Source organism: Thermofilum sp. (assembly GCF_038871435.1).
GTDB classification, from domain to species: Archaea; Thermoproteota; Thermoprotei; order Thermofilales; family Thermofilaceae; genus Thermofilum; species Thermofilum adornatum.
Map to the genome: position 1 here is coordinate 18619 of NZ_JAVZIC010000006.1, position 13984 is coordinate 32602.

Genomic DNA, 13984 nt, shown 5'->3' on the forward strand with positions numbered 1-13984 from the left:
ATTTTATTCTAGAAAAATTCGCTGCAGTGTTTTCTCTCCTAGAAGCGGCTTAAAAGATCCTCTATGCATCTCATGTAGGCATCATGTCTTTCGCACTTGAGGATTGTTACGCCGGGCACGTTTTCGTATCTAAGGTGGAGCTCGATCACTTCTCCTTTTTCCTCGTGGAACCTTACCTTTGCCGTCTTTGTTCCCAGCTTGATTATCAGCGTTTTTTCTCCTTCTTCCTCTGTTTTTGTTACATCGTATCCCCTGAATTGTAGCGTCTTCATTACTAGGTCAACTGCCTCTTCTACTCTCATGGTTCTCTCCAATCGTTAAACAAATGGATTAATTTATATTTTAGCATCCATAACTATGAGACAACATGAGGATCGGGTTTATTGGCACAGGTCAAATGGGTTTCCCAATGGCCCGCCACCTCGCCGGAACAGGCAACGAAATAACTGTTTGGAACAGGACTATTGAGAAAGCTAAACCACTAGCCAACTATGGAGCTAGGATCGCGGGAAGCATAAAGGAGCTTGCAGAAAACTCGGACGTGATTTTTATCATGGTTGCCGACGACGAGGCTTCTAGAAGCGTCCTTAAAGAGGTTTTCAGCCATGGGAAGCCCCAAATCATTGTGAACCACAGCACAGTTTCGCCTATACATACACGGGAAGCCTACGAAAATGCTATTGCAGTCGGAACCGAGTACCTAGCCGTACCCGTAATGGGTAATCCCACAAATGTTGAAAAGGGAGACTGCCTCTGTATTGTGGGTGGAAGCGAAAAAGCGTTTCAGCAGGTCAGCGGCTTGACTGGAAGGTATTGCAAGGAACATGTATATGTAGGCAGTCCTGAAAAGGCCTCGGCAATAAAGCTGGCGCTAAACAGTATGTATTTTATGGCTCTAGAGTCTCTCGCCGAGGCTTTGCTCTTGGTAAAATCCTGGGACGTCGGCGAGAACGAGTTTCTGGAAATTGCGAGTAAACTATGGCTTAAAGTAATCGTGGATAGATATGCACACAGGCTATTAGACGAATCGACCCCCACTAGCTTTCAAATGAAGCTCGCTACGAAGGATCTTTTTTATGCTGTCCTATCGGGGTATCACAGGGGCCAACCACTGCCAGTAACAACGAGGCTTGCAGAGATATTCTTGGAGGCCTCCAAATTGGGGAGGCTAGGCGACAAGGACTATACGAGAATCTACAAGTTCTTAGGCTCCAAGTAGGCTAGATTTCTGCAATTTCGACCCACCTGTGTATTTTAAGCCCAATGTAGTCCTCAATCTTTATTGGGGAGAGAACAGCTTGTCTTATAATAAAGGAAGCAAGCTGCGCTGGAATCCTCGCTTGAACCTCTCTGGGGACATTTCCTACGGAGACTTCGAGGTCAGTGTCGCGTACAGCTTCCGGCGGAAAGCCGTCAAAGCCCTGTAGTTCGAGTTTCTGGTTGAAGTACCACCGTGCAATTATCCTCCTAGTGGTATTCTTGGCTACTACTACGGCTCGATAGCCGCCGTTTACCTTGAAGAGGTTCTCGTCTATGAAGACGACTAGCCTGCGGACTTCTCTTTTTTTCTCAAAGGGAAGCCTAGCCTTAGCTACCCAGCTTTCCAGATCGTCTAGAAAATCATGGGGGGACCTGTATTTATTTGCGAGGATTTCTTTGGGCATTCTTGCCACGGGTCTCTCAATCATTATTTCGAGTAATCTTCTCATGTTTTTCCCAGGAGCAATGACATATTGCCATGGTATGTCTAGCCAGTCTTCATACCGATCTATCAGGTTCCACTTTTTCAATAGTTTTACGCGACTGTTGAGTTGTGGATCGAGGACAGCTTCCATTTTTACATCCAGTTCTGTTTGTGTTAGTGTCCCAGCGTAGGCAATAGCAAATGCTTTTTTTGATACATGTTGTCCCGGTATAACTGCTAGAAAAGTGTCCTGGGCATATGGCTTAGCTAGCTCTGGCTTTGTTGAGTTCATTACCGCTTCGAGTAAGGAGTCTAGGTTTCCTGGTATAAAGTTGGGATGTAGCCTTATTATTCTTTCATCTATGTAGGGAAGTTCTAGCCTAGCTGAATAGTCTTCGGCCACAATGCCCCCAACTATAAATACGTCTTGTTTTTTCGCCTCTAGGAGTTTCTCGGGGCACTGTTTGTTTAAACCGTTCTTGTCGTAGCATTTCACTGGTGTGAGGTTTTCGTCTAGAAGTATCTTGTGGAATACAGACTCGTCGCTTATTGCTATAGGGGCAGGTGATGCCCTCTTTGGGTCAGGTATGTATATTACGAGCATTAAGTCTTTTTACCTTTTCTGTGCATATATAAGTGTAAAGGGTCCCTGGGCATGGTATCGTATTTGTGTGAAACGTGCGTCTTGCAGGTCTCTGAGTATTTTTTCTAGGGGTGGATACTCTGGTATCTTCCATATCTTTAGAAGGGTTCTCAGGCCTTCTCTGGCGTTGTCTGGGAACATCGCTATAAGGGTTCCACGTCTTTTGAGCAGCTTTACGGCTAAATCCAGGACAGTTCTCCAACCGAGGCTCATGGCTTCCAGGGATGATGAAACAAATATATCTACATTTGTTGCCAATGATGAAAATTGCTCAGATGTTTCCAAGGTAAAGGCTTTAAGATTTAAATTGTATTTCCGGTTGTATTCTTCTATGGCTTCTTTGAATATTGTGTTTTGGAGTATCCATCTTTCAGCTAATACATGGTTATTTGTATTGAAACGTGAATTCATTTTTGCAAGCATTATTGGAGCAACTGGGTTAACCTCGACTGCGACGGCGCTTTGCGGGACGGAGAGGATGTTTAGAGCCCATTCTTGGAGATTTTCCACAATAGCCATTCTATTGAAAAGTTCGGCAAAAAGGAGGTATGGTCTCCAGTCTCCTTCAAGGTAAACTTCTGAATAGGCCGTTATTCCATATTGGAAGATTTCTTGGAACTCTTTATGCTCTATTCCTAGCTGTGCATTGTTTAGACGTGTAGTTGCCGATGTTACAAGAGATGGAAGTAGCTTTTCGATGCTAGCTAGGTCTAGCAACTGGGGTGCAGATGTTTTTCTGAAGTTTGCCAAAGCCTCAGGAAGCAGTGTTACAGCGATGTCGTGGAAAACCTCTGGATATGACATTACTCTACCACCAAGTCTATTATTTTCCTTCTTTGAAGTGAGAGAAGGGCTTCAATATATGAATAAATAATCTGGGGGTTTTCCAGACCGAGAAGTTGAGAAACTTTTGTGTTTGATACTTCCATGACCCTGTTGATAAATCCTCCATTGTGTTTATCGAAGAGGATCATAGGCCTGTATTTACGTGCCAGCATGGCTTCTCTTTCGTGTACTTTTACCGTTATGTTTGAAGCGTTAGTAATGAGCCAGAAGACCTGCTTAATGTACTCGAAGGGTTTCTCTTCTATGAGTACGTCTAGGAGCCTTATCGCGTTTACGTAGTCTGCCTGGTTGAATGAGAAGGATGTATCGAGCGCCTCGGCTAAAAGCTCTAGCCATGATCTTGCTTGCTGGTAGCTAATGTCTCTTGCAAAGTCGACTTCGAGAGTAGTTTCTCCTTTGTAAACCTTGATGCTACTTGATGGTTGTCTCAGGTATCCACTTATGCGGTAATTTATTCTTTTGCTTTCAACTGTAAAACCGGCAATGTTTCTAAGGCCTCTTAGCCACTCGTCGGGGACTTTAACTTGGTAAAAACCCTTTGCAACTGGCTGTAAAAGGGAGAACACCCTTGTTCCTCTTTCCTCTCCATTTCTGTCGACATACACAATCAGCACATGATTATCATGTGGAAAGGCTACCCCGGCTAGCCCTAAAGGATTGCTCTGCGCATCAATCAAAATCTTATCATTTACTTCCACGGTTTCGACGGTATTACAAGTAGGACATCTTATTTTAAATACCCGAACCATCCCCTGTTTGCTCATAAACTCCCTCTTTCAATAATGTTTTTTAACAAAAAAATAAATGCCTCATTAACATTTATTCCTTTCGCTACTGAAACCTCAAAATATTCTAGCATGCCTTTTGAGCGGGCATATTCTCTAGCCAAGGAATACGGCACGATCTTAAGCTCCTCTAAATCCGCCTTGTTTCCAACGAGTATGCTTGGAACGTTTCCGACAACTCCTTCACTTATTTTTCTCCACTCTTCAATCTCAAGAAAAGTTTCTTCGCGTGTAAGATCAAACACATAGATAATGCCTTTTGCTCCCTTCAGAAACATGGGGGCCAAGAAACGGAACCTGTGCTCTCCGCCTAGATCCCATATAGCTACCGAGATTTCTTTACCATCTAGAACAAGCTTCTTGAAGAAATGCTGTATCCCTACTGTTAATTTTTCTTGTGGGTTAAATTGTTGTCCAGTAAAGTATCTTGCAAGGCTTGTTTTTCCCACGCCTCCGGGACCGCATAGGGAGATCTTAATTGGAATTGTCAATGTAATCACTCTCTAGATATCCTTTGGAATAATGTTAGTTTTTGAATAAAAATTTATTCCTTGGAATATGGTATTTATTCTAGCTCTCCACCCATTCCTTTATTCTCTTTATGCCTTCTCTTATCGCGTTTTCGGGCACGGCGAAAGAGAATCTAAGATGATTTATGCCTCCATCTTTGGGGAAGGCTGTGCCGGGTAAAGTTACCACCCCCTTCTCGTATAGAAGCCTGTCGACCAGTTCTCTTTCGTTTTTCAGCCCCTTCTCTTTTATGACTTGGGTGAAGTCTGGGAAAATATAGAATGCGCCCTCTGGCTTTACTGTCCTGACACCCTTAATCGATAATAGTTCCTGGTATATTAAGTCTCTCCTTCTCTTGTAGCCCTCTAGGATCTCTTTGAACCAGTCCAGCCCATAGTCTAGGGCGCGTGCCGCGGCAATTTGCTCAAAGGTTACTGGGCACGAGTAAATGTTATTTGCGACGACGGAAAGTTTTGAGACTAGGTCTTTGTTGGTGATTACGTAGCCTAGCCGCCAGCCTGTCATTGCAAAGGTCTTGGAGAAGCCGTTTACATAATAAACTGTTTCTCTCCAGTTAGCTGTTTGGAGAGTCGAGAAGTGTTTCTTTTCATATACAAAGTGATCATATATCTCGTCTGAGAGAATAACTATTCCTTTCTTTGAAGCGAAGTCTACTATTTCCTCTATGTCTCTTCTATCTATAGTTGTGCCTACGGGGTTCTCGGGGTAGTTTAGGACAATCATTTTAGTCTTGTCTGTAACCAGCTTCTCTATTTCCGGGAAGGTTATCTTGTAATTATTGTCTCTGTGGAGCCTTAGAAAAACAGGTTTGGCCCCTATATATCTGGCGACAGACTCATAGAGTGGATATGAGGGGTCGGGTATTATGACCTCGTCTCCGGGCTCTAGAAGTGTTATCATCCCTATAAAGATTGCAGACTTAGCTCCAACAGTTACTGCCACTTCTTCAGGCTTTACGTCGGTTCCATATTCCTGCGAGACGAAGTCGGCAATCTTTTCTCTTAGCTCTGGCATTCCAAGGCTTGGTCCATAACCGTTGAATCCCTCATCCATCGCTTTCTTGGCTTCTGCCAACACGTGGGGAGGGGGCTGAAAGTCCGGCTGTCCTATCCCGAAGGAAATTACGTCTACGCCTTTCTTCTTTAACTCGAGGCTTTTTGCAAGGTAAACAAAGGCTTCTTCTGCTCCAAACTGAGAAGAAGCCCTACTAACCCGAAATGCCTGTGGAGTCACGAGATATATCTTTGATAATGTATATTAATTGTTTTCCCTCGCGGGTATGCATCAACGCAAAGGTAAAATTAAAGATTTTTTAACTAGTTGTATATCAAATAAAACTTTATAAATATTTTTGCATTAAATTTTATAGGTGAAAATTATGGAGACCCTTGTCAAAAACGTACAAGAAATTTTAGCATCTATTGAGTCGGGCATCAAAGAGAAAAAGTTTCCAGAGCAAATAAGAATATATATCGAGCAGTTGGGGAGAAATTTAAGGCAATTCCTAGAAACAATCGAGATCGCTACACAGCTAAATACAATACAGACCCCTATAAGCCCGAGCTCAAGAAGCGCTGTATTTAACTTGCGGAAAGCCTTCTATGCTATACTAACTAAAGAGATCAAGCAAAGCGGAGTAAATAAGGATAAGAGCTTGGAGGAGTGGAGGAGAGCTGCTTCGAAAATAATTGAGACATATGAGAAAAGTGGGTTGACAGAGACACCTTCAAAGATAGTTTTGAGCTACGAGATTAAAGAAGAAGGAGGAGTCAAATACATCTCATTCAAGAATGCAAAAATATTCTACTTTGAACTCGAAGGCATTCTACCAGTAGACCTGTCAACCGGAGAGAAAAGATAAGAGTTGAGAAGGGAGTCATCTATATCTGGGGACTCTGTATAGGGTCCAGTGTACCATCCCTTTGCTATTTTTATGAGTTCCTCCTGTGGGAGAATGTCTTCTGCCAGTTTCAGTACGTCTTCGAATGTTCCTTTTTTCCTTATTTCTCGGATTCTTTTTTTGAGATAAGGCTTCTCGTAGACAAGCATTCGGGCCATCTCTTCAAAGATTTTACGACCTTCACTGTTAAGTGAACCATTAGAAAAATAGTTTGAGTTTTGTTTTAGGAGCTTTTTCATGAGGTTCTCTACGTCACGACCCACGTCGTCCATTGGCTTCTAAGGTATAATAATTCGATCCTATTTTACTTTTACTTTGTAGAGGCTTCCATGAGACTCGATGACTATTGCTGGTGGTGCCGCTTTTACTTCTCGCACTTTAATCTTTTTGCCAGCAATTTTCCTCAAAAATTCTTCCATGGTTAGTTCTTCCACTTTTCCACCTGTCTTAGTTTTGCCTTGGACAATGTATAGTTCTTACAATGCTTTTCATAGCGTCCTAAGTCCTGAATACAACTGTTTTACGACTAGAGTGCCATATGCATGTACAAAGTTGGAAGATTATCTTAATTAATGTGGGAAAACTATTGTTGCCTGCATGTGCGGGATAGTTGGGATAGCATCTTCAAATAGAAATGTTGGACCACTGATAGTCGACTGTCTAAAAAAATTGGAATATAGAGGCTACGACAGCGTGGGTGTAGCTATTGTTGGAAAGCATGGCATTCTTATTCGTAAAGGCGCAGGCAAAATAGACTCAGTAGATGAGGCAAAGTGTTTAAGGTGCCTGGAGGGAAATGTAGGAATAGGTCATACACGTTGGGCTACTCATGGTCCTCCAACTGATGAGAACGCTCATCCCCACACGGATTGTGAAGGTAGAATTGCCGTTGTCCATAATGGTATTATTGAAAACTATATGGAGCTCAAAAAGATGCTCATCGCTAAAGGTCATGTTTTCAGGAGTTCCACTGATACAGAAGTTATAGCTCACTTGCTTGAGGAAAATGCAAGAAATAATTCTGACTTTTTCGACGTGTTTCGAAGAACAGTTCGTTCTCTTTCTGGTAGCTATGCTTTAGCTGTGGTTTCGGTCATGGCTCCTGGAAAGATCTTTTTTGCCAGAAAGCATTCGCCCCTCGTTATAGGTCTTGGCAAAGATGTCATGTTTGTTGCTTCCGATATACCGGCCTTTCTCGATTTTACAAACAAGGTTATCGTGCTTAATGACGGCGAGCTTGGCTACATTGATAGTGGAAGTGTTTACATGGAAACAATAGAGGGCAAACCGATAGATGTTTCCAGCAGGATATTAGTCGTCCCATGGACAGCTGAACAGGCAAGGAAAGAGGGGTTCCCTCACTTTATGCTAAAAGAAATCCATGAACAACCACTCGTAATAGGTGAGACTATTCGTGGCTTTGGCATAGACTATGAAAAAGGCGCGGAGATGCTGGTCAATGGAAAAAACATTTTTGTTACAGCGGCTGGGACAAGTTTTCATGCATCACTCTACTTCGCGCTCCTCACGATGAAGCTCTCCTCCCAGAAAGTTATACCTTTTATCTCTTCTGAATACGAAGTCTACGCTCATGTAGCTAGCGAAGATGATGTTCTCCTAGCTGTGTCGCAGAGTGGTGAGACTATTGATACACTGGCTGCTCTTAGGGCCTTCAAACAGAAGGGTGCAAAAGTCGTGTCCCTAACAAATGTTATTGGCAGTGTGATTGCCAGGGAAAGTGACCGTCAGATATACATGAAGGCTGGACCCGAAATAGGCGTAGCAGCAACAAAAACATTTACCGTCCAGCTAACTGCTTTGACTTGGCTTTCCATTCTTATTTCGCACCATACAGGAAAAATAGGTGAAAATGAATTAAAAGAAATCAATTCATCACTTAAAGAGTTGCCCTCACTCGTTGAAAAGACAATTAATTTGTATAGTGGATGGAGCAAGGAGCTGTCCAATTTCATGGCAAAGAAGGCCAGTGCTTATTACTTGAGCAGGGGACTTGGTGTACCTATAGCACTTGAGGGGGCCTTGAAACTGAAGGAAATAGCTTATATACATGCCGAGGGGTATCCAGCTGGGGAAAGCAAACACGGCCCTATAGCACTTGTCGAGAAGAATTTCCCAGTAGTTTTTGTCTCAATTGAGAAATCGCTCGAAAAGCGTCTTCATGGAAACGTTGAAGAGATGAAAGCTAGAGGTGCACATACAATAGGAATAATTCCAAAGGACTCGGGGCTACGGGAGCTCTTTGACAGGACAGCGATCCTGCCCTCCAGCAACGAGTTTTTAACTCCTATTTTAGGCGTTGTTCCTTTACAGCTACTTGCATACTACACCGCCGTGGAAAAAGGTTATGACCCGGACAAGCCTAGAAATCTTGCAAAAACAGTTACGGTGGAATAAAATGTTGCCCGTTGTTCTGGCAGCAGGTAATCCGAGACGGATGCTTCCTTTAAACGAGGGACACCATAAGTTCCTTTTAAAGGTTGCGGGAAATCCTATATTCCTTTATTCCCTCAAGAGTCTTCTAGACGTTTCTGGTGGAAGATCCTTGCTTGTCATAGATAGGGATATGCCACAAGAAGAGGTTCAGAAATCTCTCACTGCTAGAAAACTCCAGGATAAAGTAGACCTAGTAATCCAGAAAGGGAGTAGTCTCGAAGAGGCTCTGAGACAGGTTATAGATGAGGCGAGTGAAGAGTGGTTTCTCGTAGCTTATGGAGACGTAATTGCTCCAGCTGACGCATTCAAGCTCATGATAAAAACACATGAAGAGACACAGAGACCTGTAGCCCTCGTTATCCCTAGACCCGAAATAACTAGCTACGGTGTAGCATATGTGTCCGGTAAATCCTTAAAGAAAGTTATTTCTCCTGAGAAAGCACATGGAGAAGCAATTGACACGAGTTTTGTTCTTGGCGGAGTATTTATTTTGCCGAGACAAACCATTGACCTATTAAATGACGGAAACAATTTCTACGAGGCAATGAATTACCTTATCGAGAGAATGGGGATAGAGATTGCCCTATGGAGCGGCTCGTGGGTCTCCGTTGATTATCCTTGGGATCTAATAAGTGCATTGTACGAAGTCCTTGGAACTGACTGTAAGACTGTTATTAGTCCCCGTGCAAAGGTTTCGCCTCTCGCCGTTCTTGAGGGGTGCGTAAAAGTTGAAGATTATGCTTTTATAGATCATTATGCCGTGATCAGGGGACCAGCCTATATAGGAAGAGGGGCCCTCGTAGGCAAGGGCGCATTTGTCAGGGAATTCACATCTTTAGAGGAGGGCAGTGTTGTCGGAGCACATACAGAAGTTAAGAGAAGCATTTTACAGGAAAAGGCCACTGCTGGAAGTTTTTCGTTAATCACGGACAGTGTTCTGGGGCCACAGAGTGTAGCAGAGCCGAGAACAACTGTTATCAGTGACCTTCCTAGTGATAGAAGAGTTTTACGGCCTTTGCCTTTGCAGGGTATTCTTTATGAAAAGCAGAAGTTGGGCGTGTTCCTCGCTCCCAGAGGCAGGATAAAGGCTGGAAGCATTGTTGGCCCAGGTGTAAAAATATTTAGAGATGGCGGTATCGAGCACATATAGGAGCTGGCTGTGTCACACCCGAAACTCAGTGTAATAATAACGGTGTATCGAGAGGCAAAAATGTTGCCAAGCCTACTAAGCCAGCTTTCCCGTCAGAAGACGAGTTTCCCTTATGAAATAATTGTAATGATAGATGAGCCTGCAGACAAAATCATTAGCACTCTAATTGAAGAATATAGGGGTAGAAACGTTAGGTTTGACGTTTCACATGTGCGTAGGGGAAAAGTTAGCGCCCTGAATACAGCCATAGGATTGGCCAGGGGCGATGTATTAGTATTTTTAGACAATGACGTGGAAATTAGAGACGAGTTTTTCCTTGAAAAGATAAACCGCTGGATGGAAAAATTTGATATCGCAGAAATAAAGAAAAAGATACACATAGACAGTTTTCTTAGCCGTCTAGTATATTACGACTACGTCTCTTTCGGCGTTGCCAGCTATATTTTCGAGAAGCATGTAAAAAGATGCGCCGGCCTAAACGGTGCAGCAATGGCTCTCACCAGGAAAGCCATCAAGGATCTTGGAGGATTCAAGAACTGTATACTGGAAGACATGGACATAGGATTTAGAAGCTACTTTACAGGCTATCCTTTCAAATACATATTTGACACCGAAGTTATTGTTTATTCTCCTCACAGCATAAGGGAATGGCTAAATCAGCGGATGCGATGGTCTGTGGGGGCGTGGCTGTGGATCAGAGAGCACTTGTTTCATTTTGCCTATGCAGGAAACAGGCACAATGTAGAAGAAAGCCTGGCCGCTCTTTTCGCTATGTTTCCGGGAAGCATCTTTTTTGCTTCAATGTTTTTTGCGAGCGATACCCCACTTGTTAAAACTCTCCCTTTTGTTCTCTCCCTGTTTGGAGGTCTGATCGCCCCGGTGATACCAATAATGACGATCTTCGAAATGTTTACTTCGCTCCTTCCACCATTCATTTTCGTATTTCTTGTTCTCCTAGTGTTATACTCGTTATTAGTGTTGCCGATTTCAGTAAAACTGGGCTTCCAGGTGCACTTAGTAAATTTTTTGTTGTATCTGTTTGTTTATTCTCCACTTTGGTTTTCAGTGCTTATAGCGGCCTTCATAAGGGTGTTTATTTTCCAGAAGAAAGATATATCAGGGTGGAAAATATAATTCACTTTTTGGATGTGATGAGGGAAGAGACGCCTGAAATAGTTGATGAATACACTAGAGGCTGAGCTTTATCACTGTTTTTGCGTGGCTGTTAGGGCCTTGAGAATCAAGTTTTCCCTTTCGCGTAGAAGAGACTCAATATCATTGACTAGAGTTATTGCCTCGTTGACTTTTTCTAAAAGCTCTTTGGGTTCCAGTGTAGGGCTTAGAATTATCACTTTTTCGAACATTCTAGAGGTATAGGTTAATAGCTGAGCATCTTCTTCGAGGATTTTTGGGACCAGTTCCTCGTTTACGCTTGGCAATTTATTTGTGTCCGAGGTATAGGAGTACCTCTTCAATAGCTGGGCAACCTTCAGGAGCTCGATACGGAGATCATCAAGCCTCAGTCCAACAGAGACGTTTTTCTGTTTGACAAATGCCGATATTCTCTCCACCCTTATACGGGCTTCATCAACCAAAGATAGCAATCTTTTACGTACCAGCTTATCATCTTGGAAAAACGTGTTGGCTTTATAGCCCGTAAAACCTGGAACTGCACCTGAAATCTTTTCAACCAGCTCCGAAACATTACTCATTCTGACACCCTGAGGCTTGGTTAAGTTGGTGATAATAGGAAATATATTTTTGTCTTCAAAGAAGAAATAAAAGAAAAAAATATTTTGTTTTGGTTCGCTCTAGTGCTCCTAGTGCTAGTTGTTTACTGTTTTACGCGGCCTACGAACCTGTAGACTGTTGTGCCACAGTTGGGGCAGGTGCCCTTGTAGGCGAGCCTTCCGTTCTTGAGAGTTACTTGCTGTGGGTTCTTCATCTCAACGGTTTTGCGGCATTTAACACAGTATGCTGTTATTTTTTCTGGCATATTTGTCGCCAATAACTTTTTCACATGAGAGGTATATATTCCTTACGCTTCAATTTTTCTCTTTTTGTGAAAAGATAATCTTTTTTGCCGTAGTTTCTAAAAAGAGATTTTTTATTCCAATTAATAAAAGAGACCATTTTTCAAAAAGAGATTTTTTTAATTTTCTTAGTTTTCCCATAGGTAACTTCAATCGGAAGAGACCAACCTATGGAAATGTTTTTATTTGACAGTGTCATAGGTAATTCCTAGATGCAAGGTGTCTAGGTTTAAGGCTCCATGCGAGGAAATTAGCAAAGAATGGTTGCCAGCTGTTAGAGGTCTCCTGGTCGAGTACCTTTATCGTGAGGAAAAAAAGTCGCAGGCTCAGATAGCAAAGTTGCTTGGAATCAGTCAGTCAAGTGTAAGTAGATATCTGAACGAGCAAAGAGGAGTGTATAGGGGGAAATTTGAGAATATACCTGGCTTCTCGGAGAAAATAAAAGAAATCATCAAAGAGGTTGAGGCTGGAAAGTTGAGGGGCGGGGAGGCTCTCTGCCTTATATGTCGCTATGTCAGGTCGACTGTTTAGCAAGCTTGTCAAGAATCTCGCCGAAGATTTTAAGGCTTCTGGACGTTGGTTCAAGGTACGAGTCTACGCTTTCGGGTTTTTCACCTTCTTTTTGGCTTGTCGCAAAGATTATTAGACTTCCTCTTCCACTTCTTCTCGGGAAGGTTTCATAGTCTTGCTGAGGTATTTTTATGACGTCTTTGTCTGGGTCAACGTTTTCAATGATTGTCTTGAGGAGCTGGAGGTGATTGTGTATGTTTGTGTTTGGTCCAACAAGAATAATCGTGTCTGTATATGGGTTTAGGGTTTTTGAAAGAGAGAGAAGATTTATACCTGTATTAATTAGTTTTTCCCTTTTGAATGTGTTAACTTTTGCCACCACGGTTCTAAACGCGTCGTTGCCGAGAAATGTTAGGTCTATTACATTTGGAAGCAGGTTTTTGTAGTTAAGTAGGAATATTTTCTCAACGAGCCTAAACAGCTCTGCTATGTCGCTTTGTGTCGGATGAATTGTTGAGTAGTATATTATTGGATTGCTTTCCATCAGGATCTTTTTAGCATGAATGACTGGCATTGGTGTCCCACCTAGTATGTCTCCATTTTCGTAGAGCATTTTTCCTTCTGGGCGCTCGTCTCCTGGGACAATCTCGCCTATAACAGTTGTTTGGAACGAAAAGGGGACGTATATGTTGTCTTCTAGCTTGGTCGTTGCTAGTTTGGTTTCAGAAATCACGCCAGCGAGCAGTAGTTTTTCTGTAAAGGACAGCCAGGAGAGAAATGCTGGAGGATATATACTTGCTGGTGCTCCAAGAACAACAGCAATCTTTAAGGGTTTTCCTCGCCTTGATGCTTCCTCTATTAAGTGTTGTATTCTGGAATTCCTGGGTACGTGTAGCAACATTGTTTTTTCGTCTACTACTTGAACCCTTTGAACTGTAATTTCCGTCTCGTCTATGCTATCCAAAGTGGCGATTATAAGTGGATTGGTCATTACAGGATACTCCTCTTGAGAACTGTGCTTTAATGCCGGAATTAATGTGAGGTCTAGGTCGTAGCCTTGGAGAACCCTAATCGTGGAGCTTTGGAACTCTTTTACATCTGGATAGTAGTCTGCTATCCACGCTAGGGATGCAAGTAGATGAAGTTTGTCTTTCTGAATAGGGGAGAGAGGTTCAATTAGGCTTACCACTCTCGATGCCCGATTTATTATTTGTTCCTCGGACCCGGCGTTGAGAGCTAAATGGATTTTCTTGTAAAATACGTTCGTCAGAACTCTGGGTGTTTTTCCTGAGACTTTGCTGTATAGTAGAGCATGGTCAAAATGCTTCGCAAGCTCAATGGATAGCCATGGTATCTCGAAGTCTGGCGAAACTTCATTATTTATTTCGAGGAGTTTTCCTCTCTGGAAGAAGGCCATCAATAAATCGCTTATAGTCAAATGTTTCACC

17 protein-coding genes are annotated in these 13984 nt (G+C 42.7%); 6 read left to right on the plus strand and 11 right to left on the minus strand.

Features of this window, described 5'->3' with window-relative positions; translation table 11 throughout:
- Positions 1 to 38: 38 nt before the first annotated feature.
- Complete coding sequence (locus QXT17_RS07550; protein WP_020961953.1) at positions 39 to 302, minus strand: hypothetical protein; 264 nt, start codon at positions 300 to 302, stop codon at positions 39 to 41.
- A gap of 65 nt (positions 303 to 367) precedes the next feature.
- Here QXT17_RS07550 and QXT17_RS07555 point away from each other — a divergent pair, with 65 nt between their 5' ends.
- On the plus strand, positions 368 to 1219 hold the full coding sequence (locus QXT17_RS07555; protein WP_020961954.1) for an NAD(P)-dependent oxidoreductase: 852 nt from the start codon (positions 368 to 370) through the stop codon (positions 1217 to 1219).
- A gap of 1 nt (position 1220) precedes the next feature.
- On the opposite strand, the gene QXT17_RS07560 is transcribed toward QXT17_RS07555, so the two are convergent.
- From QXT17_RS07560 to QXT17_RS07580, 5 genes are all read right to left on the minus strand, one after another.
- The gene (locus QXT17_RS07560) at positions 1221 to 2288 is read right to left on the minus strand and encodes a hypothetical protein (RefSeq protein WP_020961955.1); all 1068 of its coding nucleotides are present in this window, start codon (positions 2286 to 2288) and stop codon (positions 1221 to 1223) included.
- A 9-nt stretch (positions 2289 to 2297) separates the two neighbouring features.
- Entirely contained in the window at positions 2298 to 3131 is an 834-nt protein-coding gene (locus QXT17_RS07565; protein ID WP_020961956.1) for a hypothetical protein, read from the minus strand.
- Positions 3131 to 3871 (minus strand): hypothetical protein, encoded by a 741-nt coding sequence (locus tag QXT17_RS07570; RefSeq protein ID WP_020961957.1) that lies wholly within the window; start codon positions 3869 to 3871, stop codon positions 3131 to 3133. The genes QXT17_RS07565 and QXT17_RS07570 overlap by 1 nt, the downstream gene beginning before the upstream one ends.
- A gap of 62 nt (positions 3872 to 3933) precedes the next feature.
- Entirely contained in the window at positions 3934 to 4458 is a 525-nt protein-coding gene (locus QXT17_RS07575; protein ID WP_020961958.1) for a Rab family GTPase, read from the minus strand.
- Between the two features lie 70 nt (positions 4459 to 4528).
- Positions 4529 to 5722: a pyridoxal phosphate-dependent aminotransferase gene (locus QXT17_RS07580; RefSeq protein WP_020961959.1), complete on the minus strand. Its 1194-nt coding sequence runs from the start codon at positions 5720 to 5722 to the stop codon at positions 4529 to 4531.
- A 145-nt stretch (positions 5723 to 5867) separates the two neighbouring features.
- Here QXT17_RS07580 and QXT17_RS07585 point away from each other — a divergent pair, with 145 nt between their 5' ends.
- Positions 5868 to 6350 (plus strand): hypothetical protein, encoded by a 483-nt coding sequence (locus QXT17_RS07585; protein WP_020961960.1) that lies wholly within the window; start codon positions 5868 to 5870, stop codon positions 6348 to 6350.
- Here the strand turns inward: QXT17_RS07585 and QXT17_RS07590 are convergent.
- Both QXT17_RS07590 and QXT17_RS07595 read right to left on the minus strand, forming a co-directional pair.
- Positions 6293 to 6652 (minus strand): hypothetical protein, encoded by a 360-nt coding sequence (locus QXT17_RS07590; RefSeq protein WP_148681949.1) that lies wholly within the window; start codon positions 6650 to 6652, stop codon positions 6293 to 6295. The genes QXT17_RS07585 and QXT17_RS07590 overlap by 58 nt on opposite strands.
- 36 nt (positions 6653 to 6688) lie before the next feature.
- Complete coding sequence (locus QXT17_RS07595; protein WP_020961962.1) at positions 6689 to 6823, minus strand: hypothetical protein; 135 nt, start codon at positions 6821 to 6823, stop codon at positions 6689 to 6691.
- A 163-nt stretch (positions 6824 to 6986) separates the two neighbouring features.
- Between QXT17_RS07595 and glmS the strand changes: the two genes are divergently transcribed.
- From glmS to QXT17_RS07610, 3 genes are read left to right on the plus strand one after another with little or no spacing between them, the layout of a single operon-like run.
- Positions 6987 to 8804 carry a glutamine--fructose-6-phosphate transaminase (isomerizing) gene (gene glmS, locus QXT17_RS07600; protein ID WP_342814491.1) on the plus strand — a complete coding sequence of 606 codons (1818 nt, stop codon included), beginning with the start codon at positions 6987 to 6989 and terminating at the stop codon, positions 8802 to 8804.
- Between the two features lies 1 nt (position 8805).
- Positions 8806 to 9993 carry an NTP transferase domain-containing protein gene (locus QXT17_RS07605; protein ID WP_187147035.1) on the plus strand — a complete coding sequence of 396 codons (1188 nt, stop codon included), beginning with the start codon at positions 8806 to 8808 and terminating at the stop codon, positions 9991 to 9993.
- Between the two features lie 9 nt (positions 9994 to 10002).
- Positions 10003 to 11127 (plus strand): glycosyltransferase family 2 protein, encoded by a 1125-nt coding sequence (locus QXT17_RS07610; RefSeq protein ID WP_148681951.1) that lies wholly within the window; start codon positions 10003 to 10005, stop codon positions 11125 to 11127.
- A gap of 71 nt (positions 11128 to 11198) precedes the next feature.
- Here QXT17_RS07610 and QXT17_RS07615 read toward each other — a convergent pair whose 3' ends face one another.
- On the minus strand, positions 11199 to 11705 hold the full coding sequence (locus QXT17_RS07615; protein ID WP_020961966.1) for a hypothetical protein: 507 nt from the start codon (positions 11703 to 11705) through the stop codon (positions 11199 to 11201).
- A gap of 122 nt (positions 11706 to 11827) precedes the next feature.
- A complete protein-coding gene (locus QXT17_RS07620; protein WP_020961967.1) occupies positions 11828 to 11989 on the minus strand; it encodes a DUF5679 domain-containing protein in 162 nt (53 codons plus the stop codon).
- Positions 11990 to 12245: 256 nt separating this feature from the next.
- On the opposite strand from QXT17_RS07620, the gene QXT17_RS07625 reads away from it, so the two are divergent.
- Entirely contained in the window at positions 12246 to 12557 is a 312-nt protein-coding gene (locus QXT17_RS07625; RefSeq protein WP_020961969.1) for a transcriptional regulator, read from the plus strand.
- Here QXT17_RS07625 and QXT17_RS07630 read toward each other — a convergent pair.
- Positions 12541 to 13974 carry a UbiD family decarboxylase gene (locus QXT17_RS07630; protein ID WP_148681953.1) on the minus strand — a complete coding sequence of 478 codons (1434 nt, stop codon included), beginning with the start codon at positions 13972 to 13974 and terminating at the stop codon, positions 12541 to 12543. The two genes, QXT17_RS07625 and QXT17_RS07630, sit on opposite strands and share 17 nt — an antisense overlap.
- Positions 13975 to 13984 lie beyond the last annotated feature (10 nt).

Bases quoted from the DNA above. Each gene is read 5' to 3' on its own strand.
- QXT17_RS07550 (WP_020961953.1), bottom strand. From the start codon at position 302: ATGAGAGTAGAAGAGGCAGTTGACCTAGTAATGAAGACGCTACAATTC.
- QXT17_RS07555 (WP_020961954.1), top strand. From the start codon at position 368: ATGAGGATCGGGTTTATTGGCACAGGTCAAATGGGTTTCCCAATGGCC.
- QXT17_RS07560 (WP_020961955.1), bottom strand. From the start codon at position 2,288: ATGCTCGTAATATACATACCTGACCCAAAGAGGGCATCACCTGCCCCT.
- QXT17_RS07565 (WP_020961956.1), bottom strand. From the start codon at position 3,131: ATGTCATATCCAGAGGTTTTCCACGACATCGCTGTAACACTGCTTCCT.
- QXT17_RS07585 (WP_020961960.1), top strand. From the start codon at position 5,868: ATGGAGACCCTTGTCAAAAACGTACAAGAAATTTTAGCATCTATTGAG.
- glmS (WP_342814491.1), top strand. From the start codon at position 6,987: ATGTGCGGGATAGTTGGGATAGCATCTTCAAATAGAAATGTTGGACCA.
- QXT17_RS07605 (WP_187147035.1), top strand. From the start codon at position 8,806: ATGTTGCCCGTTGTTCTGGCAGCAGGTAATCCGAGACGGATGCTTCCT.
- QXT17_RS07615 (WP_020961966.1), bottom strand. From the start codon at position 11,705: ATGAGTAATGTTTCGGAGCTGGTTGAAAAGATTTCAGGTGCAGTTCCA.
- QXT17_RS07620 (WP_020961967.1), bottom strand. From the start codon at position 11,989: ATGCCAGAAAAAATAACAGCATACTGTGTTAAATGCCGCAAAACCGTT.